We start from the raw sequence: 20,946 nt of genomic DNA, 5'->3' as shown, positions 1-20,946 counted from the left end.
GAGGGCGCTCGACCTGACTGCGAGGACGGTCTAGCGTGCACCCGCCATGGGGAGATCGATATATTTCTTCGGCGCAGGGCAGGCGGACGGCGACGCACAGCAGAAGGAGCTGCTCGGCGGAAAGGGCGCGGGGCTCGCCGAGATGACCCGGCTCGGCATCCCGGTGCCGCCGGGCTTCACGGTCACCACCGAGGTCTGCAACGCCTATTACGCCTCGGGCAAGGCGCTCCCCGCGGGCGTCGAGGACGAGATCAAGGCGGCGATCGGCCGGCTGGAGTCGCTGCGCGGCGCGGGGTTCGGCAGCCCCGAGGCGCCGCTGCTCGTGTCGGTCCGCTCGGGCGCGCGCGCGTCCATGCCGGGAATGATGGATACCATCCTGAACCTCGGCCTGAACGACGAGATCGCGCGGGGGCTCGCGCGGCGCACGGGCAGCGAGCGATTCGCGCTCGACGCCTATCGGCGGTTCATCCTGGCGTATGCCGATATCGTGCTCGGCGTGCCCCGCGACCGCTTCGAGGAGGCGCTCGGCCGCGCGCGCAGGCAGGCCGCCGCGAAGCTCGGCGTCGACGCGACGCGCCTGAACTCCGCCGAGCTCGAGCGCAAGGTGCCCGACTCCCAGCTCGATCCGGAGTCGCTCGCGGCCTTGATCCAGCGCCAGAAGGATATCGTCCTCGGGGCGACGGGCCGCCCGTTCCCCGACGAGCCGTACGCGCAGCTCTGGGGGGCGATCGGCGCCGTATTCGATAGCTGGAAGAACCACCGGGCGCAGGTGTACCGGAAGATGCACGACATCCCGGAGGCCTGGGGGACGGCTTGCACCGTCCAGGGGATGGTGTTCGGCAACCTGGGCGACGACTCCGGCACGGGGGTCGCGTTCACGCGCGATCCGTCGACCGGAGAGCGGCGCTTCTATGGCGAGTGGCTCCCCAACGCGCAGGGCGAGGACGTCGTCGCGGGGGTGCGCACGCCGCACCCGCTGTCGATGACTGGCACCGGCGGCGGCGGCGCGGACGACGAGAGCTCGCTCGAGGCGCGGATGCCCGCGGCGTACGCGGCGCTCGTCGAGGTGCAGGGCAAGCTCGAGCAGCACTTCCGCGACGTGCAGGACCTGGAGTTCACGATCCAGCAGAACGAGCTCTTCCTGCTCCAGTGCCGCACCGCCAAGCGCACGGGCCGCGCGGCCGTGCGCATCGCGGTCGAGATGGCCAAGGAGGGCCTGATCAGCCAGCGGGAGGCCATCCTGCGGGTGGATCCGGGCTCGATCGAGCAGCTGCTGCACCCGAGCATCGACCCGAGCGCGCCGAAGTCGCTGCTCGCGCGCGGCCTGCCGGCGAGCCCCGGGGCGGCGACGGGGCAGGTGGTCTTCAGCGCGGACGAGGCGGAGCGGCGCGCGGGCCAGGGCAGGGCGGTGATCCTCGTGCGGTCCGAGACGTCGCCGGAGGACATCCACGGCATGAAGGCGGCGCGCGGCATCCTGACGGCCCGCGGCGGCATGACGAGCCACGCGGCCGTGGTGGCGCGGGGGATGGGCAAGAGCTGCGTCGCCGGCTGCTCGGCCATCAGCGTGAGCCAGGGCCGGATGGCGGTGACGATCTACGACGATCACGGGCGCGCGACCGGCACGATCACGGTGAAGGACGGCGATCTCATCACGCTCGACGGCGGCACCGGCATGGTCTACCTCGGCGCGGTGCCGACCATCCCGGCGGCGCTGAGCGGCGAGTTCGAGGAGCTCATGGCGTGGGCCGACGCGGTCCGGCGCCTCAGGGTGCGGTCGAACGCCGACACGCCGCACGACGCGAGGACGGCGCGCAACTTCGGCGCCGAGGGCATCGGGCTCTGCCGCACCGAGCACATGTTCTTCGACGAGGAGCGCATCCAGGCGGTGCGCGAGATGATCCTCGCGGACGGCGAGCTCGGGCGGCGGCGCGCGCTCGCGAAGCTGCTCCCGTTCCAGCGCAGCGATTTCGCGGGCGTCTTCCGGGAGATGGCAGGCCTGCCGGTGACGATCCGGCTGCTCGATCCGCCGCTGCACGAGTTCTTGCCGCAGGACGAGGCGCAGCTCCAGCAGCTCTCGAGGGCGACGGGCGCCTCCGCGGAGGAGCTCCGGCGCAAGAGCGAGGAGCTCGCCGAGTACAACCCCATGCTCGGCCACCGCGGCTGCCGGCTGGCGATCACGTCGCCGGAGATCTACGAGATGCAGGCGCGCGCCATCCTCGAGGCGGCGTGCGAGGTCGCGGCGGCGGGCATCGAGGTGGAGCCGGAGATCATGATCCCGCTCAGCATGACCCGGCGCGAGCTCGCCCTCACGCGCGGGCTCGTCGAGGGGGTCGCGGAGAAGGTCTTCGCCGAGAAGGGGCGGCGGGTCGACGTCCGGTTCGGGACGATGATCGAGCTCCCGCGCGCCGCGCTCAGGGCCGGCGAGCTGGCCGAGGAGGCCGAGTTCTTCAGCTTCGGCACGAACGATCTCACGCAGACGACGCTGGGCATCTCGCGCGACGACGCGGGCCGGTTCCTCGGCGCGTACGTCGAGGCCGGCATCTTCGCGAAGGATCCGTTCCAGTCGCTGGACGTGCCCGGCGTCGGGGAGCTCGTGGAGATCGGGCGGGATCGAGGGCGCGCGGCGCGGCCCGGGCTGAAGCTCGGTGTCTGCGGCGAGCACGGCGGCGATCCGAGCTCGATCGCGTTCTTCGAGCGGGCGGGGCTCGATTACGTGTCTTGCTCCCCGTTCCGCGTCCCCATCGCCCGCCTCGCCGCGGCGCAGGCGGCGCTCGCGGCCGAGGCCGCGAGGGGTCCGCGCGCGACGGACTGACACCCACCCTCCGGCGACATATGCCCGGACAGGGCGCCGGGACATCCGTTCTCACGAGCGTGCTTTGATTACGCTCGTGCGAGCTTTGGTATCGCGCCAAGTCTGCTAAACCAGGAACCTCGCTGTTCATCGCCGGTGTCTCGCCGGGCGCGCCTGCCTGCCCGGGCCGCTCCACCGCGCGCTGGCGAGACATGGAGGTTTCATGCGTCATCTCGGCGTCTCCTCTGCGCTCCTCGCATTTCTCGGGGCCGCGACATCGGGTGTGTTCGTCGCGGTCGGCTGCCTCGCCTCGGGCCCGCGCGTCGAGGTCGGCGCGAGCGGCGGCGCGCCCGGCGACGGCGGAGGCGGCGCGGGCGGCGGCGGCGCGCCCGACGGCGGCAGCGGCAGCGGTGATTTCGTTCCGGATAACGGCTTTGGCGGGGCTGCCCCTGGCGACGACGCCGGCGGCGGCGGCGATGCCGCCGTGAACCCGTGCGGGACCCAGTGCGGTCCCGAGGAGCTCTGCGATCTCAACCACCTCGGCCTCGACGACGACTGCGACGGTCAGGTCGACGAGACGTGCTCCTGCGTCGCGGGGCAGGCGCACGCGTGCTTCATGGGCGATCCGTCGTACCGCGGGGCGGAGGGGTGCTTTCCGGGCACGGAGCTTTGCAACGAGGTGGGCGTCTGGGGGCCCTGCGTCGGCGGCAGCCACGCGACCGAGGCGTGCTTCAGCGAGAACCCCGCGGGGTGCCACGCGCTGAGGGTGCCTCCGTTCGCGAACGTGGATCTGAAGGAGGGGACAGGCACGTTCAGCGTGGACGCCGAGCCTGGCTCGGAGACCTGGAGCGTCGTTTGCCCCGCGGGCATCGACCCGTGTCCGGCGGTCTCCGGGGCGAGCCCGGCGGATGATTACAAGCCGCTCCAGTCGGGGGAGTACAAGGTCATCTACACGAAGCGCCTCGCCGACGGCGCGACCGACTCGTGCGAGTATGCCCTTTACGTCGGCGCGCCCGGCCTGCGGGTCGAGCTCGAGTGGGAGCACGACCTCGGCGGCGAGGGGGTGGATCTCGATCTGCACCTGCACAAGCCGGGCGACACGCGGCCGTGGGCGGTCTCCGGCTCGCCGGACGACTGCGGTTACAACAACTGCACCGTGGACACGCTGGGGTCGGACCCGGAGCTCCGGTGGTTCAGCGACGGCGCGTCGCCGCCGGAGCCGGTGAGCTGGTATGCGGACCCGGAGGAGGCCAAGAACACGTGTTATTTCGCCCCTCGCGGCGCCGGGCAGGCGTGGCGCGAGCTCGGCCAGGGTTGCTACAACCCGCGGCTCGACATCGACAACATCACGTGCGACCCCGACGTCACCGACCCGGACAGCGATGATTTTTGCGCGCCCGAGAACATCAACGTGGATTTCCCGCCGTTCGGGCAGTGGACGCGGATCGGCGTCCATTACTACTCGGCGCATGGCCGGAACTACGCGGTTCACCCGCGGATCAAGATCTTCTGCAATGGCTCCCTCGGGGCGGATCTCGGCCCGACGGGGTTCTACGACCCGGAGGCGCCCGTCACGTTCGCGCCGGCCGACGGGAGCACCCGGTACTGGCTGGTCGCCGACATCGCGTTCGTCGAGGGGGGGGAGTGCGGGGAGGACACCTGCGTGGTGAGGCCGCTGTACGAGGACGAGACGCTGAAGACGCCGCTGCTGACGACGCGGTCGTCGGTGGAGTCGAGCTTCGGTCCGGCGTACCCGCCGCCGCCCTGATCGCCGGTCTCCCCGGGGCCGCGGGGGGCGCCCGCGGCCCCGCGCGCGGGCGCTTTACAGGGGCGGCGGGGCGGTGCACGCTAGCGGCATGGGCATCTTCGACCGCATGGGAAAGGTCATCTCGAGCAACGTCAACGCGCTCCTCGACAAGGCGGAAGATCCGAAAAAGTCGCTGGATCTCATCGTCGAGGAGATGAAGGACCAGGTCCGCGCGGCGCGGAAGGAGCTGGTCGACGCGGTGGCGGCCGAGAAGGTGCTGCGCAAGAAGGTCGACGAGCTCGACGCCGAGGCGGAGAAGTGGGAGAAGCGCGCCGAGCTCGCGCTGAAGGCGAACGACGAGAAGCTCGCGCGCGAGGCGCTCGTGCAGAAGAAGCGCGTGGTGGGCGAGCGCGACCGCGCCGAGGCGATGCGCGCGGAGCAGCGCTCGGCGGTGCTCTCGATGAAGACCGAGCTCGAGCGCATGGAGGCCAAGCAGGAGGAGTTCCAGGCGCGCAAGGGCACGCTCGCGGCGCAGATCCAGCAGCAGCGCGCCGGCGGCGGGTCCGAGGGGCTCGGGGCGCGGGGCGGCCAGAGCGCGTTCTCCGAGTTCCGGCGCATGGAGGAGCAGGTCGAGGGGCAGGTGGCGCAGGTCGCGGCGTCGCGCGAGATCGAGGAGGCGATCTCCGGCGGCGGGCTGTCGGCGGCCGAGCTGGAGGCGAAGTTCGCCCAGCTCGAGCACGGCCGCGGCGGCGCCGACGGCGGCAGCGCGGACAAGCCGGGCGGGTCGGCGGTCGACGACGAGCTTGCCGCGCTGAAGAAGCGGATCCGGATCGGGTCCTGAGGGGCTGAGCGGCCGCACCACGGACCGGCGGGGGCCGCCTGCTCACGCCGGGGCGCGCGGGCGCGGGCGGCAGCGCCGAGGGGCGCGTCGGGGGCCGTCCGGGTCGCCTCGTTCTGCGTGCATGGGGCTCATGTTACGCTCCCACGCATCGCAGAGAGCTGAGGTGCGAATGAAGTGGACATCGATTGTCTTTGCTGGATGCTTGCTGGTTGCCTGCGGAGACGATGAGCCCAACCCGGGCGGCGGCGGCGGCCATGCCGAGGGCGGCGGCGGCGGCGGCCATGCCGAGGGCGGCGGCGGCGGCCATGCCGAGGGCGGCGGCGGCGGCGGCCATGCCGAGGGCGGCGGCGGCGGCGGCCATGCCGAGGGCGGCGGCGGCGGCCATGCCGAGGGCGGCGGCGGCGCGGGCGGCCATGCCGAGGGCGGCGGCGGCGCGGGCGGCCATGCCGAGGGCGGCGGCGGCGCGGGCGCGGGCGGCCATGCCGAGGGCGGCGGCGGCGCGGGCGCGGGCGGTCATGCCGAGGGCGGCGGCGGCGCGGGCGGCGGCGGCCTCGGCTCGGTGGAGCTCGCGATTGCAGCGGACGAATACGCCACGGCGGGCTGCGCGACGTTCGTCGCCGGGGCCTGGGGCGTGGGGGAAACCGACTTCAGCGACGGCGAGCCCACGAACGACGAGTGCGCCCTGGTGCCCGTGATGGCGGACGGGGAGCCCTTCTGGATCGCGTCGCGCGAGTTCGAGGGCGACATCCATCTCGAGGGGCTGGAGCACAGCTTCTCGACCGCCGCGGCGTTGATATCCGAGACGAGCTACTCGCTCGTCCTCCGCAACTTCACCTTCGAGGAGATCTTCTCCGGCAGCCTCACCGTGACGTACCTGACAGGCGATACCGTCACCCTCTCCATCGAGTAGAGCTCGTCCTTTGAGGAGGCGGGAGCGGTGAGCGACGAGGTCTCCCCGTGCTCACCGCGACCGTCGAGAGCCGCGAGAGCTGCGAACGATGCTACTCGTACGCCCACAGGACGAGGAACTTGGTCGTGTTGCTCCCCGGATTGAACGCGTCACCCTCGTGGATGCTTGCCGTGAACCTGATCGCTCGGTTGTTGTCGAACAGCGACGCACTGTGCCCGATAGAGCCCTTGTGGCCATCGATCTGGACGGAGACCGTGCCGGGGACGATCTTTCTCCCATCTCCGAGCCGCTTGTAGCGACGGTGAGCTCGGCTGTATTCGGCGGGCGTCGGCGCCTTGTAAGAGCAGGACGGCCTGCCTTCGCAAGCTGCTACGCTGGCTGATCGTGGAGGACGACGCGAGGCTCAGACGCGCGCTGGGCGAGGCACCTCGAGGTGCGCGGCGTCGAGGTCGTCGCCTGCGCGTCGATGGCCGAGGCGTATCGCGCGCTCGCGGACGGGGCGTTTCAAGGGATCATCGCCGGCGGACCTCGATCCAGGTCGAGGAGCAGGTCCGCACCATCCTGGTCGACGAGGCGCTCGCGCGCGCCGGAGGGAGCCGGCGGAAGGCGGCGCAGCTCCTGAACATCTCGCGCCAGCTGCTCCAGCACAGCCTCCGGCGGCGGTCGTAGGCGGTCGTAGGCGGTCGTAGAAGAGGCCCGCGCCACGAAAATACGGCGAGGTTCGACGCGTGCCTGTGCTACAGCGCGAGAGCGCCGCGCGAGAACGCGGGATGGATCGGCGCAAAAATGACGCGATCCACGCCTGAGCTCGACGCTCGTCCGTCAGCTCACGCAAATTCGCGCAAATTCACGCAAGTCGAGAGGGACATCAGGCGATGACTCGAACACGAACCACGACCCGCGAAGTCGCACGTTCGGTGACGTGGGGCCTCGTCGCCACGATGGTGCTCGGGGCCCTCATCCTGGTGGGCTCCCGCAACCTCGCCCACTTCGATGCGGCGCTCGTGGCCTACACCTTCTCGATCCTCTTCGCGACCTTCGGCCTCACGTACCGCTACGTGATGTGGCTATCGCGTCCACCGACCGCGCTCTACTGGCGGCGCGGCTGGCAAGCGTTCCTCCGGCGCGGCTTCCGGCTGCGCAACGCCCGCTCCTGGCTGTCCCGCTTCAGCCTGGATGTGCTCATGAACCGCTTCATCGTGCGGCGCGGAGCGCTGCGCGGCTTGACGCACCTGCTCATCATGTGGGGCTGCACCCTCGCCGTGGCGATCACGTTTCCGCTCGTCTTCGGCTGGCTCCACTTTCGTCCGGTGCCCTCCGATCCGGCGCTCTACGAAGCGGTGGTCTTCGGATTTCCTGCGTTCCAGTTCCCCCACGACTCGGCGCTGGGGTTCTTCCTGTTCCACGGCCTCGTGTGGGCGTCGTTCCTCGTGATCGCGGGGGTCATGCTGGCCATGCGGCGCCGGATGCGGGAGCAGGGCGCGGGCGCGCTGCAGCGGTTCGCCGAGGATCTCATGCCGCTCCTCCTGCTGTTCGCCGTGAGCGTCACGGGGCTCATGCTGACGGCGAGCTATACGTGGATGAAAGGGTACGGGTTCACGTTCATCTCCATCCTGCACGCCGTCACCGTGATCATGACGTTCGTCTGGCTGCCGTTCGGCAAGTTCTTCCATATCTTCCAGCGCCCGGCCCAGCTGGGCGTCGGCTTCTACAAGGACATGGGGCGCGCCGAGGAGAAGGCGCACTGCCGGCGCTGTGGACACGCCTTCACCTCGCGGATGCACGTGCTCGATCTGATCCAGGTGGAGCGAGAGCTGGGATACCGCTACGAGATCCCTGGCAGCGAGGCCGAGCACTACCAATGGATCTGCCCGCCCTGCCGGCGCGCGTCGTTCGCGCTGGCGCAGGGGTTGTCGTGGCATGGCCGCCGCGGCGGCGCGCCGCTGCCGAGCGAGGGGCCTCTCCCCATGCCGGTGTATGCCAATCCTGGGCTCGGCGAGGGCCCTCTGGACACGGAAGACGCGGAGAATTTTCACCCATGAACGGATCGAAGGACACCTCCGGAAATGCTGCGGCGCGGCCCGCCTTGCCGACGCCGGAGCTGGATCTCGGCGTGATCCGCGAGTTCGGACCTCACCGGGCCTACGCGAGCGACCTCCGCGTCGACAGCGGCGTCGAGCCCGACAAGCTCGTGAAGACGCATTGCTGCTTTTGCGGTCAGCAGTGCGGAATGCAGCTCAAGGTCAAGGACAACACGATCGTCGGGATCGAGCCGTGGTACGAGTTCCCCTTCAACCGCGGCATGCTCTGCCCGAAGGGGGTCAAGCGCTACCTGCAACAGGCGCACCCCGATCGCCTGCTCTCCGCCTACGAGAAGGACCCGGCGGCGCCTTCGGGCTTCCGGAGGCTCGCTTATGAAGACGGGATCCGCCGGGTCGCGGACGCCATCGAGCGTATTCAGCGGGAGCACGGCCGGGACGCGTTCGCCCTCCTGTCGGGCGCCAGCCTGACGACCGAAAAGACGTACTTGATGGGCAAGTTCGCCCACATGTGCCTGCGGACGGCCAACATCGACTACAACGGCCGGCTGTGCATGGTCAGCGCGGGGGCGGGCAACAAGAAGGCGTTCGGCGTCGACCGCGCGGCGAACCCGTGGAGCGACATCCTGGGCAGCGAGGTGATCGTCGTCGCCGGCGCCAACGTGGCAGAGTGCGCGCCGATCACCACGGACTACCTCTGGCAGGCGCGCGAGCACGGGGCGAAGATCATCGTCGTCGATCCGCGCATCACGCCGATCGCCCGGACGTGCGACCTGTTCCTCCCCGTCAAACCGGGGCGCGACACCGCCCTCTTCAACGGCATCTTGCAGCTGATGATCGAGAACGACTGGCTCGATCACGACTTCATCCGGCAGCACACCGTGGGCTTCGACGCGGTGGCCGAGCTGGTGCGCGAATGGACGCCGCGGAGGACCGCGGAGGTCACAGGGATCGCGGAGAAGACGATCCGGCAGGCCGCCGAGTGGTGGGGCACGGCGAAGACGAGCTTCTTGCTGCACGCCCGTGGGATCGAGCACCACAGCCACGGCGTGCAGAACGTCCTCAGCACGATCAACATCGTCCTTGCTTCGGGGCGCATCGGGCGGCCGGGCTCCGGCTACGCCACCATCACGGGTCAGGCCAACGGGCAGGGCGGCCGCGAGCACGGGCAGAAGTGCGATCAGCTGCCGGGCGGCCGCGATCTCGGCAATCCCGAGCATCGGGCGTACGTGGCGAGCGTCTGGGGCATGAGCCCCGACGACCTCCCGCGGCCCGGCGTCGATGCGTACGAGATCATGCGCAAGGCCCACGCCGGAGAGATCCGCGGCCTGCTCTCCATCTGCTTCAACCCGGTCGTGTCGCTCCCGGACAACAACTTCGTCCGCGCAGCGCTCGAGAAGCTCGATTTCTTCGTCGCGATCGACTTCTTCATGAGCGAGACGGCGCGCTACGCGGACATCGTGCTTCCGGGATCGCTCCAGGAGGAGGACGAAGGGACGGTGACGCAGGTGGAGGGGCGCATCGTTCGCATCAACAAGGCGGTCGATTGTCCCGGGGAGGCGCGGCAGGACTGGCGGATCATCCAGGACATCGCGAAGGCCCTCGGCCGGGAGCGCGGGCTCACCTTCGAGAGCCCGCGGGAGATGTTCGATGAGCTCCGGATCGCCTCGAAGGGCGGCATCTGCGATTACTCCGGCGTGACGTACGAGCGGATCGAGGAGAACTTCGGCGTCTTCTGGCCGTGCCGGAGCGAGACGCCGGAGGGAGCGCCCGACCCGGGCCCCCAGGGGACCGTGCGGCTGTTCGAGCCCGGTTCGTGGAACCCCGTGGCCAAGGGGAGCGGTCCGTTCTACTTCCCCGACGGGAAGGCTCGCTTCAACCCCACGCCCTACGTCGGGCCCGCCGAGGACGTCGACGACGCGTACCCGGTCATCCTCACGACCGGGCGGGTCGTCAGCCAGTTCCTGTCCGGCAACCAGACGCGCCGCATCGGGCCGCTCGTCGATCATTGCCCGGAGCCGCGTGTGGAGATCCACCCGCGGCTCGCCGGGCAGCTCGGGATCGCCGAGGGGGACTGGACCCAGGTCGAGAGTCGTCGAGGGAGCGTCACGTTGCGCGCGTCCGTGGTCAAGACCATCCGGCCGGACACCGTCTTCGTCCCCTACCACTGGGGCGGCCGGAAGAGCGCCAACCAGCTCACGATCTCCGCGCAGGATCCGATCTCGAAGATCCCCGAATACAAGGTTTGCGCCGTCCGGGTGAGCAAGGCCGACGCTCCTCCGAACCACGCAATGATCCTCGAACCCCAGCAGTGAGCGGAGGCTCCTCGTACGATGCCCGTCCCCGAGACGCACGAATTCTTCGTCGACCCCAGCCGCTGCATCGGCTGTCAGTCGTGCATCCAGGCCTGCACCGAGTGTGACACGCACAAGGGGCAATCGATGATCCAGCTCGACTACGTGGATCGAGCGCGCTCGACGCAGACGCTGCCGGTCATCTGCATGCACTGCGACTCGCCCACCTGCGCCGAGGTCTGCCCCGCCGACGCCATCAAGCGCACCGAGGACGGCGTCGTCCAGACGGCGCGAAAGCCGCGCTGCATCGCCTGTAACAACTGCGTGCTCGCGTGTCCGTTCGGTGTCCCGAAGATGAACACCCGGATGAACCTGATGATGAAATGCGACATGTGCTACGACCGCACGTCGGTGGGGCTCAAGCCGATGTGCGCCTCGGTGTGTCCGAGCCAGGCGCTCGCCTTCGGCACGCGCGAGGAGATGGCCAGGCTCCGCCCGCGCGCCAGGCCGGTGAACACGTTCCGCTTCGGGGCCCAGACGATCCGGACCAAGGTGAACGTCATGGTCCCGGCGGATTCGGCGCAGGAGATCATCGACGTCACCGCGGCGATGTACGAGCCCACCATCGGCCATGACATGCTCGACGACGTGTTCGCGGGCGAAGGGGGAGCATGAGCCAGCCCATGACCGGCGATCGAGGCCCTCTCGAGCCGCGCTCGGTGCCGCCGGACCGAGCCCCGGACACCGTGCAGCCGCGCTGGCGGCGCGACTTCCCGATCGACTGGGCGGAGGACGACTATGTCTCGCGCCGCGATCTGATCAAATACGTCGTGTTGACGAGCGGCGCCTTCGCCGTCGGACACCTCTGGCTCGTCTACAAGAGCCTGTTCGGCCGGCGCGAGGCGAGGGCGCCGGCGCGCCCGGTGGCCGCCGTCAGCGAGCTCCCCGTGGGGGGGGCCAAGACGTTCACCTATCCCGAGGGCAGCACGCCGCGGCTCCTGGTGAAGACGGGGCCGCGCGCCTTCGTGGCGTACGATCAGCAGTGCACGCACCTCCAGTGCCCGGTCATCCCCGCGGTCGAGCAAGGCAAGCTCCACTGCCCCTGCCATAACGGCTGGTTCGACCTGCACACAGGGGCTCCGCTCGCCGGTCCGCCGCAGCGACGGCTCCCTCGCGTGCTGCTCGAGGTGCGCGACGAGACCGTCTATGCGACCGGCGTCGAGGACTCGGCGACATGAAGCCGAGGAGCCGCATCGCCCGCGCCCAGCGCATGACGATCATCAACGGGATGCTCGTCTTCGTGATCTTGGTCGTCGTGCTTCAGCTCTGGCTCTTCACGGCGACGGTGAACGCGATGCTGGGCGGCGACACGACGGTCGCGCTCCCCGCGGCGCTCGTGAGCCTTTTGTGCCTGGGTCTCAACATAGGACTCCTCCGGTACCTGGTCCGGTTCGAATAGATGGACGGCTCAGGCAGGACGACGCTGACCCGCCGGATCGCGCGCGGAGTCGAGGACCTGTATCCCGGCTATTTTGCGCTCGTCATGGCGACGGGCATCGTCTCGATCGCGTCCGAGCTCGTCGGTCTGTCATGGACCGCCCGCGCCCTGCTCGGGGTCAACCTCGCGATCTACGCGCTCCTGAGCCTGCTCCTGCTCACGCGCCTCGCCGTCTACCCCGGGCGCGTGCTGGGCGATCTCCGCGATCACGGCCGCGGTCCTGGGTTCTTCACGCTCGTCGCCGGGACTTGCGTGCTCGGAACGCAGCTCCTCGTCGTCGGCGGTGAGCCCTCCGCCGCGCGCGTGCTCTGGTTCGCGGGCATCGCGCTGTGGGGGGTCGTCATGTACAGCTTCCTCACCGCGGTCATCGTGCGCGAGCAGAAACCCTCGCTCGAAGAGGGCATCAACGGCGCCTGGCTCATCGCGATCGTCGCCACGCAGGGGGTCTCCGTCCTCGGTTCGCTCCTTGCTCCCGGCATGACGGCGCCCGCCCCGGTGCTGTTCTTCGCGCTGTGCATGTTCCTGCTCGGCGCCCTGCTCTACCTCACGATCATCACGCTGATCTTCTACCGCTTCACCTTCCTTCCGATGACGATGGAACGGTTGACGCCGCCCTACTGGATCAACATGGGGGCGGTGGCCATCACGACCCTCGCGGGCTCGACGCTGCTGCTCGCCCGGGAGGCGTCGCCGCTGATCGCGAGGATCGAGGCGTTCCTGACAGGCTTCACGCTCTTCTTCTGGGTCGCCGCGACCTGGTGGATCCCGCTCCTGGTCATCCTGGGGATCTGGCGCCACGCCGTCCACCGGTTTCCCTTTCGTTACGATCCCCAGTACTGGGGAATGGTGTTCCCGCTGGGGATGTACACCGTCTGTACGATTCGATTGGCGCGAGCCGTCGATCTGGATTTCTTGCTGATCATCCCCCGCTACTCGAGCTACGTGGCGCTCCTTTCGTGGATCGTGGTCTTCGTCGCGATGGTCCTCTCGCTGCTGGCCTCGGGCAAGGCACAGGCCCGAGCGCCATCCGCCTGAGGGGGGCGACGGCGGCCCGCCGGCGCGCGTCCGCCACGGTCGCCCGAAAGCGCGCGTCCGCCACCTGCCAGGCTCGCTCGCCGGCGCTCCGGCGAGCCGGTGGATCTCGCGCCGCGCTCCAGCCCGCACGCCCTCCGCGCCAGGCGAGCCGAGCCGTTCGGCGTCACGCCGCTCAGCGGGCAGGCGCTCGCGCCGCGGGTCGTCCACGCGGCGCTGCCGGCGGCGGAGCGGCTCGTGACGACCTGTACGCGCTGCTGCAGCTCGTCGACCCGGCGCTGCTCGGGCCGCTCTGGCGGTTCAACGCCGACTTCCACCGCCAGGCCCCCGGAGCGCTGGCCGCGGCGCGGGGCTCGCGGCGCTCCGACCTCCGCGCTCCGATCCGCGGTCCGAGGTTGCGGAAGGGGTCGATCACCTGACATCTCCCGGCATCATCGCGCCTCGCGCGCAGAGCAGAGAGCGCGTGTGCAGGGAGCGGACCGCGGTCCCGCGTCGGTCGCTGCCGCGGGGCGATCCTCCTCTGGAGGGCGCGTCGTCGCTTCTCGGCATGAATGTCTCGGCTGCGCGCGGCATCGGAGGGATACGCACCGTATCGATTCGCGGTGCCCGGCGGGGCCCCTCGGGCATCGCCTGCGCTCGAGGAGATCACGATGGGTCGCAGCCGGTTCCGCTGGGAGCGCGATCGGGCTGGCCAGCCGGTTCGTGCTGGAAGCGCTGTTGATCGACAGGAGCAGGGCGGGGGCGCGCGCGGCGGGACATCCAGGGGGCTTCGCCCCGGCTGCGCGGCGACGGGCGGTGGGGGACTTTGGCCGAAGGTGGGGGTCTTTGGAACCGCCGAGAACGTCAAGCGCGCCAAGCGCGCCAAGAAAACAACAATAATCTTGGCGTCTTATGGCGCCTTGGCGGTTCCGTCATTCCGGGCGATCCCGCGGTGTCCGGACACGGGGACCGCGCGGGCTCGCGGCGAGATCTCTGCGGCCTGGACCATCCCGTCCGGACCAAAATGCGAAGCCTTACTAAATTGTGTTGCCATAGTCGGCTGACCCATATACAGGGTTAATCTGTGGGGGACCGCGCGTGCATGACGCTCCCGCGTCGCAGGGGTATCAGGGCGACGGCGGACTCTCATGACCACCGGACCAGGCGCTCGGAGTCCGGCCGCGCTTGATTCTGCGGTGCCCGGCCAAGGGAACCGCGGGGGGCTCACGGCCTGATCTCTGCGGCCTGGACCATCTTGTCCGGACCAAATGCGCCGGACCAAGCTGCGCTAACTTACGAAATTGTGTTGTCGTGGTCGACTGATTCATCTATAGATCTAATCGTGGGGGACTGCGCGCGCATGAAGCTCCCGCCTCGCGGGGGTATCAGGGCGACGGTGGGCTCTCATGACCATTGAACCATTGGCGGAGGGTACGATTCATGGACAAGCACATTCGATATGCTCTATCGACCCTGCTCGCGGCTACCTCGCTGGGCGTGGCGGGAACAGCGCATGCCTACGTGACCATCACGGGGGACGTGTCGCCCGGAAGCCCGAGCGACCCGTGGGATCTGGGGTCGAGCACCCTCCGCGTGGGCGGCGCGAGCGACCCCTGGGAGCCCACCTTCAATAGCGGGGAGGTGATCGTCGCGAGCGGCGGACAGCTGTTCAGCGCGGGCGCATTGGTGGGGAATGATCGCAACGGCACGGTTCAGGTCATCGGGTACGGCTCGAAGTGGACCAACAGCGGATCCATCCAGCTCTGCGTCGGTGGCGATGATTGTCATGGGCTGCTCGTCGTCCAGAGCGGCGCCGAGGTGCTCACCGAGGATCTCGTGGTAGGCGATCGCTCCTCCCTGAACCATGGGGTCCTGCGCGTCGAAGGGTATGACGCCACCGTGACGAGCCTGGGGGATACGTACGTCGGCCTCAGGGCGCAGGGCAGCGTCGAGCTCAAGCAAGGGGCGAGCTTCTTCTCGAACAATGTCTACATCGGCGGTGCGTCGGGCTGCTCGAGCTGCAACGGCCACGTGACCGCGGCAGGCTCCGGGACGAAGTGGGTGAGCACAGGAGAGTTCGTCGTGGGGATGTACAGCCTGGGCACGCTGGACATCGACCGGGCCGAGGTCTCCACGATCAATGCCAGGATCGGCTACCGAGACGCTCTGATGAGCCCCGCGGCCAGCGTGCACGGTTGGGGTGGTACGTGGACCAACCAGGGGCTCTTTCGCGTGGGGACGGTGGAAGGAAGTGGCGAGCTCACCATCGGGGCGTACGGGAGCCTCGTGACGGAAGATACCGAGATCCATTCCGAGCTTGGCCACGCCTTCATCAAGGTGAATGACGTCTACGCGTCATGGCTCAACAGCGGCGACGTCACCGTCTTTGCCAGCGGCAATCAGTCTCCGTCGCTCTTGGTCGGCAAGGACGCCTTCGTGAGCATCGACGGCCTCCTCCGGACCGCGCCGAAGGCCGTCGGCCTCTATCCCTACCTGGGGCCCTCCGTGCGCATCGAGGACGGCGACCTCATCGCGGGCGCCATGGAGGTCGAGGAGGGCGACCTCGACTTCGCCGGCGGGCGCCTCGAGACCGGCAGCTTCGTGGGCGATCTCGCCAACATGCAGTCCGGAGAGCTCTCGGTCGGAGAGGCTCACCCGGCGACGGACATCGTCGGCGGCTACAGCCAGGGGCCGGGGGCCACCCTGAGGATCGTCGTCGGGGGAGCGAGCCCCTCGCCGCTCCTCCAGGTCGACGGGGACCTCCTCCTCGATGGGGGGCTGGAGGTCGTCCCGGCCGACAGCTCCGTGTCGTTTCAGGTCGGGGACACCATCGCCCTGCTGGGCTGGGGCGGTGACCTCGCGGGGACGTTCGCCGCCGTGAACATCGCCGTGCCGCTCGCCCCAGGCCTCGCCTGGGACACCTCGGCGCTCTACACCAGCGGCGAGATCACCGTCGTGCCCGCGACCTGATCACGCCACGCCCCGGCGCCCGCGCCTACTTCGGCCCCGCCCTGCCGATCGCGATGACGTTCTGCTGCGCGGCCGGCTTGCCGCCCTCGTTCGCTGACACGAACGCGCGCGGGTGCGCCCTGAGGAGCGTCACGGTGAGCGTGATGCCCCAGCCGTCGTTGGTCTTGAGCTCGGCGTGACCGTGGCTGTCCTCGACCGCCACGATCAGCCGGCCGAGCGGCTCGAGGCCGGCCGGCGCGGAGCCAGGGGCGGTGAGCACGCGCTGGAGCGCCGACTCCGGCAGCCCCAGGCCGAAGCCGACGTCCAGGATCGACAGCTGCACGCCCTGGGGCGCCTCGCGCACCGACACCACGGGGCCGTGGCCAGGGAGCCCGCGGCCCGCGACGTCGGTCAAGAACGCCTCGAGCACCTGCTCGAGCTCGCCGCGGTGCCCGAGGGCGTGCGTCGCGCCGCGGATGGGCTCGAGCCGCACGGCCCGGCCCGTCGCGCGCGCGGCGCTCGCGACGGCATCGGCCACGACGTCGCCGAGCTGGAAGGCGCAGAGCGGATCGGCGGCGTCGCGCACCGCGAGCGGCCGCACGTTGTCGGACACCGGGGCGGCCTGCTGGACCGGGATGAGCGCGGCGACGTAGCCCGCGATCCACGAGGAGCCGTCGGACTCGCGCCGCAGGGGGCGCACCGAGATCACGGCCGGCTCGGGCCCGCTGACGCTCAGCTCGATGCCGTCGTCGCTCGCCATCACGCTGGAGAGCGACACGGCGGCGTCGCTGGCGGACGTGGCGCCGAGGACGTCGCCCAGCGTGAGCGAGCCCGGCGGGAGCGCCGCGCTCGCGCTCTCCGCGGGCACCGTGACGTCGCGCGCCCGCAGCCACTTCGCGAACTCCGGCGCGACGAAGCGGACGTCGCCGAAGGCGTCGGCGTACAGCAGCCCGACCGGCGCGCTGCGCAGCAGCGACCCGAAGAGCTGGAGATCGTCGAGCGCGACGCGCGCGCCCTCGACGAGGTCGTCCTCCGGCGAGCCGCCGCCGCGCGCCTCGCCCGCGCCGCCCTGGGCCGTGCGCGCGAGGCGCTTCCTGCGCAGGAGCAGCGCGAGCTCGCGGCCGACGTGCTCGGCCCGCTCGGGCTCGCGCGAGAACGTCTGCTCGGCGACCGGGCCGCAGAAGAACACGTACCCCTCGATCTCGCCGAACGCGATGAGCGGGACCACGACCGCCGGCATGTCCTGCTTCGTCAGGAACCGGCGCGAGAGGCGGATCGCCGGCACGCCCTGCTCGCTGCTGTACGGGGGGCGGCGGACGTCGTTGCGGCGCTCGGCGACGAGGCTCTCGCCGCCGCCTTGCCTGTCGTTCCAGAACCGGAGGTGCCAGCTCCCCGCGGGCAGCTCCGCGACGAGCACGAGATCGGCCGGGTGCGCCTGCTCCGCGAGGCGCGCCACGCGCGGCCAGAACTCCTCGTCCGGCAGCGTGTGGACGCCCTGCATGCGGAACAGCGCGGCGCGCTGGATGAGCTCCGCGGCGCGATCGACGGAGCGCTGGGCGACGAACCCGCGCACGATCATGACCCCCGCGAATGCGACAGCGAGGCCGAACAGCGCGCTCGGCAGCGCGATGAGGCTCGCCTCGGCCCGCGCGGCGAGCACGCCCTGCCCCGCCGCGAGCGCGAACACGCCGAGGAACAGCGCGGCCGTGGCGACCAGGCTCCCGTAGCGGCGGCGCGCGATCCACACGAACCCGCCCGCGAGCAGCACGAACAGCGCCGGCACCCACGCCGGCGCCGCGGCGCGCCGGCCGCCGTCGAGCAGCCCGCCGAGCACCGCGGCGACGCCCCTCGCCGGCGGCAGCGCCGACGTCGCGACCGCCTGGGGCGCGACGCCGCCGGCGCCCACCGCGACCACGGCGACGCGGCCCTCGAGCGCGCTCGCGGGGACCTGGCCGTCCGCGAGATCGCGCAGGCTGACCGCCGGGACGCTCTGCGGCGCCTTCTTGAGCACCCAGGGCGCCGCCGAGACGCCGAGCGCGCCGAGCTCCGGCGCGCGCTCCCCCGCCGCGAGCGGGAAGAAGCCGACGACATCGCCGGCGCTCAGGCGGAGCAGCTCGGGCGGCATCCGGACGACCGGCACGGCGCCCGCGGCGCTCGTGGCGTTCACGGCGCCCGCGCGGCTCGCTGCGCCGCCGCCGCCGCAGAACGCGTCGGCCGGGGGGATCAGCAGCGCGCCGCGCGCGCGCCCGCGCTCGAGCAGCCCGGGGAGCGAGCGCTCGCAGATCCCTTCGCGCAGCGCCTCGGGCGAGGCCGTGACGAGCAGCACCTGCGCGGACGGCGCGGCGTCGGCGAGCGCGGACGCGGTGAGGCCGCGCGCCACGTAGTCGAGCCGATCGAGCGGCGCCACGGCGGCGATCAGCGCCCCCGCGGCGATCGAGAGCACGTCAGGCGTGAGCCACCCGAAGCGCGTCGCCTCCGCCTGCGCGGCCATCGGGCGCGGGATGCGAAAGGGCTTGGGGATCCGCGGACGGTAAGTCTTCGCCATAATCCATGAAGGCCGCGGCTCTCGAGGGGGTGCGCGGGACGCCCCGGGCAGCCTGAGCGTCGCATCGTGGTCGAATCAATACAATTGTCCACCCGGGTCCGCCGCGCCAAGAGCATCGGCCGTGCGACGAGAAGGTCGCTCCCTGGGGCCCCAGGCGCAGCCGTTGCGCCCGCCTCTATCGCCCTCCGGTGCGCCGCGATCGCCGACCTGGCCGTGGCGCCGCGGTGAATCCCGGGCCGCGGCGAAGCGGTTCGCGACAGGGTGCGACGTGGTGCTCCCAACGCTCCGCCGACGCGCGTTGTGTTGCGGGCGGCGCACGTGTGATGCGACGTCAGCGCGCTGTGACGATTCGGCTGGATCGGCCTGTCGGAAGGGGTTTGAATCCTTGGTGCATATGCGCCGTGCTTCACCTGTGCTTCGTGCCGCGCCCGTCCTCGGTCTGCTCAGCTTGGTCAGCAGCGTGGCCTTCTCGGGCTCTGGCTGTGGCTGCGAGTCGAGTGTGCAGATCGCCGATTCATCGGGCAGCGGGGGCGCGGGAGGCGGCGGGGGCGCCGGCGGCGCGGCCGGGAGCGGCGGCGGCGGCGCGGCCGGGAGCGGCGGCGGCGGCGCGGCCGGGAGCGGCGGCGGCGGCGCGGCCGAGGCCGGCGGCGGTGGGGCCGGCGGGGCCGGCGGGGAGGAGCTGCCGGACGAGCTGCCCGACTTCACCGAGGAGGAGCGTGAGCCCACCGAGGCCACGGACGGCATCCCGAGCCCGCTGCCGGGCGTGTACACCGACAAGGGCGTGGCCGGCGGCGACGAGGTGGTCCGCGCGCTGATGGGCTTCCCCATCCGCAACTCGGGGCTGCTCGAGCAGCGGATCGCCGAGATCTACGACCCGGCGGGCCCGCGGTTCCGCCAGTACATGACCCGGGACGAGTGGGTCGCGGCGTACGCGCCGCGGGAGCGCGACGTGCACCTCGTGAAGCTCTGGCTCGAGGAGCAGGGGATGCAGGTGAACTTCACGGCCGCGAACCGGCTGCTGATCCAGTTCACCGGCACGGTGAGCCAGTTCAACGAGACCTTCGACACGGAGCTCCGGGTCTTCGAGCGGGAGAACCCTCAGGCGGGCAATCCGCCCTTCGACGTCTACGGCGCCCTCGGCCAGCTCACCGTGCCGACGTGGGTGTCGGAACGCACGACCGGCATCATCACGGCGGATCTCGCGGCGAGCACCAGGCCGCTCCCGGGCGAGGCCGGGGAGATCGAGCCGGATCCGCCGGACGGCGTCGAGGGGGGGCTGGCCCCGGCGCAGATCGCGGGCGCGTACGACATCGACGATCTCTACGAGCTCGGGTTCACCGGCGAGGGCGTGAAGCTCGGGGTCACGATCGGCGCGACCTTCAAGTACAAGGACCTGCAGTCGTTCTGGCGCGCGCTCGGCGTGGAGCGGGCGAACCCGCTGGTCGTCCAGACGATGGAGCCGGTCTCGACGCGCTATGTGGAGTCGACGCTCGACGTGGCGTGGGCGGGCGGCCTCGCGCCGGGCGCGGACCTCGTGGTGTACCAGGGCCCCGACGCGCGCAACACGTCGATGGTCTACACGTTCAACGAGGCCATCGGCCGCGGCGAGGTGTCGGTCATCACGGACTCGTTCGCCCACCGCGAGGACTCCGAGCCGCCGGCCGTGCGGCTCCAGTACCACCGCTCGGCGCAGATGGCCGCGGCGCTCGGGATCACCGTGGTCGCGGCGACCGGCGACTCGGCGCAGACCGACACGCCCTCGGCGAGCCCGTACGTGACCGGGGTCGGCGGGACGTCGCTCTGGCTCGACGAGGACGGCGAGGTCGAGGACGAGCTCGCCTGGTCCGGCTCCGGCTCCGGCCCGACGCTCTCGTTCCCGATCCCCTCCTGGCAGGTCGGGGTCGTCGAGGGATCCGGCGGCAAGCGGGCGGTCGCGGACGTCGCCATGCACGCCGCGCCCTCGCCGAGGCCGTACTGGGTCTACTACCTCGGCGAGTGGCGGACGTACGGGGGGACGTCGTTCTCGGCGCCCGCGTTCGCGGGGCTCATCGCCGTGGTGAACAGCTACCGCGCCGCGCAGGGCCTGCCGCGCGCCGGGTTCCTCAACTCGATCCTCTATACGACCCCCGCGGTGCAGGCGACGTTCCGCGACGTCGTGCGCGGCCAGACGGAGTTCTTTGCCGCGGGGCCCGGCTGGGACTACCCGACGGGCTGGGGCGCGCCGAGCGCGATCGGCCTGGCCACCACGCTGCCGTAGCGCGCCCGCCCTGGCGACCGCGCCGGGCGGCGGCGCGCGCCGACCCGCCCCGCCGCCGCCGCCC

Annotated in this window: 14 protein-coding genes; 13 read left to right on the top strand and 1 reads right to left on the bottom strand. The window is 71.0% G+C overall.

Annotated features, from left to right (window positions below):
* Positions 1 to 46: 46 nt before the first annotated feature.
* The 12 genes from ppdK (at position 47) to WMF27_RS37720 (ending at position 16,101) form a co-directional block, all read left to right on the top strand.
* A complete protein-coding gene (gene ppdK / locus WMF27_RS37775; protein WP_437764052.1) occupies positions 47 to 2,812 on the top strand; it encodes a pyruvate, phosphate dikinase in 2,766 nt (921 codons plus the stop codon).
* A 202-nt stretch (positions 2,813 to 3,014) separates the two neighbouring features.
* Positions 3,015 to 4,559, top strand: a complete 1,545-nt coding sequence (locus WMF27_RS37770; protein WP_437764053.1) for a hypothetical protein — start codon at positions 3,015 to 3,017, stop codon at positions 4,557 to 4,559.
* Positions 4,560 to 4,647: 88 nt separating this feature from the next.
* Positions 4,648 to 5,379: a PspA/IM30 family protein gene (locus WMF27_RS37765; protein WP_437764054.1), complete on the top strand. Its 732-nt coding sequence runs from the start codon at positions 4,648 to 4,650 to the stop codon at positions 5,377 to 5,379.
* Positions 5,380 to 5,548: 169 nt separating this feature from the next.
* Positions 5,549 to 6,289: a hypothetical protein gene (locus WMF27_RS37760; RefSeq protein WP_437764055.1), complete on the top strand. Its 741-nt coding sequence runs from the start codon at positions 5,549 to 5,551 to the stop codon at positions 6,287 to 6,289.
* Positions 6,290 to 6,673: 384 nt separating this feature from the next.
* Entirely contained in the window at positions 6,674 to 6,958 is a 285-nt protein-coding gene (locus WMF27_RS37755; RefSeq protein WP_437764056.1) for a helix-turn-helix domain-containing protein, read from the top strand.
* Positions 6,959 to 7,164: 206 nt separating this feature from the next.
* Positions 7,165 to 8,331 carry an MFS transporter gene (locus tag WMF27_RS37750; RefSeq protein ID WP_437764057.1) on the top strand — a complete coding sequence of 389 codons (1,167 nt, stop codon included), beginning with the start codon at positions 7,165 to 7,167 and terminating at the stop codon, positions 8,329 to 8,331.
* Positions 8,328 to 10,643 carry a molybdopterin oxidoreductase family protein gene (locus WMF27_RS37745; RefSeq protein WP_437764058.1) on the top strand — a complete coding sequence of 772 codons (2,316 nt, stop codon included), beginning with the start codon at positions 8,328 to 8,330 and terminating at the stop codon, positions 10,641 to 10,643. Before WMF27_RS37750 ends, WMF27_RS37745 begins: the two co-directional genes overlap by 4 nt.
* A gap of 18 nt (positions 10,644 to 10,661) precedes the next feature.
* The gene (locus WMF27_RS37740) at positions 10,662 to 11,297 is read left to right on the top strand and encodes a 4Fe-4S dicluster domain-containing protein (RefSeq protein ID WP_437764059.1); all 636 of its coding nucleotides are present in this window, start codon (positions 10,662 to 10,664) and stop codon (positions 11,295 to 11,297) included.
* 8 nt (positions 11,298 to 11,305) lie between these two features.
* A complete protein-coding gene (locus tag WMF27_RS37735; protein WP_437764060.1) occupies positions 11,306 to 11,860 on the top strand; it encodes a ubiquinol-cytochrome c reductase iron-sulfur subunit in 555 nt (184 codons plus the stop codon).
* Positions 11,857 to 12,081 carry a DUF6755 family protein gene (locus tag WMF27_RS37730; RefSeq protein WP_437764061.1) on the top strand — a complete coding sequence of 75 codons (225 nt, stop codon included), beginning with the start codon at positions 11,857 to 11,859 and terminating at the stop codon, positions 12,079 to 12,081. Before WMF27_RS37735 ends, WMF27_RS37730 begins: the two co-directional genes overlap by 4 nt.
* Positions 12,082 to 13,155 (top strand): tellurite resistance/C4-dicarboxylate transporter family protein, encoded by a 1,074-nt coding sequence (locus WMF27_RS37725; RefSeq protein ID WP_437764062.1) that lies wholly within the window; start codon positions 12,082 to 12,084, stop codon positions 13,153 to 13,155.
* Between the two features lie 1,416 nt (positions 13,156 to 14,571).
* The gene (locus WMF27_RS37720) at positions 14,572 to 16,101 is read left to right on the top strand and encodes a hypothetical protein (protein ID WP_437764063.1); all 1,530 of its coding nucleotides are present in this window, start codon (positions 14,572 to 14,574) and stop codon (positions 16,099 to 16,101) included.
* Between the two features lie 25 nt (positions 16,102 to 16,126).
* Here the strand turns inward: WMF27_RS37720 and WMF27_RS37715 are convergent, their stop codons facing one another.
* Positions 16,127 to 18,625, bottom strand: a complete 2,499-nt coding sequence (locus WMF27_RS37715; RefSeq protein ID WP_437764064.1) for a hypothetical protein — start codon at positions 18,623 to 18,625, stop codon at positions 16,127 to 16,129.
* Positions 18,626 to 19,124: 499 nt separating this feature from the next.
* Here WMF27_RS37715 and WMF27_RS37710 point away from each other — a divergent pair, with 499 nt between their 5' ends.
* Positions 19,125 to 20,882, top strand: a complete 1,758-nt coding sequence (locus WMF27_RS37710; RefSeq protein WP_437764065.1) for a S53 family peptidase — start codon at positions 19,125 to 19,127, stop codon at positions 20,880 to 20,882.
* The last annotated feature ends 64 nt before the right edge of the window (positions 20,883 to 20,946 follow it).

Origin of the sequence: Sorangium sp. So ce281 (assembly GCF_051527395.1) — a bacterium.
In the GTDB taxonomy this organism is placed as follows: Bacteria; Myxococcota_A; Polyangia; order Polyangiales; family Polyangiaceae; genus Sorangium; species Sorangium cellulosum_B.
The sequence above is the reverse complement of the archived record's forward strand: the minus strand, read 5'-3'. Positions and strand labels throughout refer to the sequence as shown.

Excerpts from the sequence above, each read along its gene's own strand:
- WMF27_RS37740 (WP_437764059.1), top strand. The coding sequence starts at position 10,662 with ATGCCCGTCCCCGAGACGCACGAATTCTTCGTCGACCCCAGCCGCTGC.
- WMF27_RS37760 (WP_437764055.1), top strand. The coding sequence starts at position 5,549 with ATGAAGTGGACATCGATTGTCTTTGCTGGATGCTTGCTGGTTGCCTGC.
- WMF27_RS37715 (WP_437764064.1), bottom strand. The coding sequence starts at position 18,625 with ATGGCGAAGACTTACCGTCCGCGGATCCCCAAGCCCTTTCGCATCCCG.
- WMF27_RS37735 (WP_437764060.1), top strand. The coding sequence starts at position 11,306 with ATGACCGGCGATCGAGGCCCTCTCGAGCCGCGCTCGGTGCCGCCGGAC.
- WMF27_RS37770 (WP_437764053.1), top strand. The coding sequence starts at position 3,015 with ATGCGTCATCTCGGCGTCTCCTCTGCGCTCCTCGCATTTCTCGGGGCC.
- WMF27_RS37730 (WP_437764061.1), top strand. The coding sequence starts at position 11,857 with ATGAAGCCGAGGAGCCGCATCGCCCGCGCCCAGCGCATGACGATCATC.
- WMF27_RS37720 (WP_437764063.1), top strand. The coding sequence starts at position 14,572 with ATGGACAAGCACATTCGATATGCTCTATCGACCCTGCTCGCGGCTACC.
- WMF27_RS37765 (WP_437764054.1), top strand. The coding sequence starts at position 4,648 with ATGGGCATCTTCGACCGCATGGGAAAGGTCATCTCGAGCAACGTCAAC.
- WMF27_RS37750 (WP_437764057.1), top strand. The coding sequence starts at position 7,165 with ATGACTCGAACACGAACCACGACCCGCGAAGTCGCACGTTCGGTGACG.
- ppdK (WP_437764052.1), top strand. The coding sequence starts at position 47 with ATGGGGAGATCGATATATTTCTTCGGCGCAGGGCAGGCGGACGGCGAC.
- WMF27_RS37725 (WP_437764062.1), top strand. The coding sequence starts at position 12,082 with ATGGACGGCTCAGGCAGGACGACGCTGACCCGCCGGATCGCGCGCGGA.
- WMF27_RS37745 (WP_437764058.1), top strand. The coding sequence starts at position 8,328 with ATGAACGGATCGAAGGACACCTCCGGAAATGCTGCGGCGCGGCCCGCC.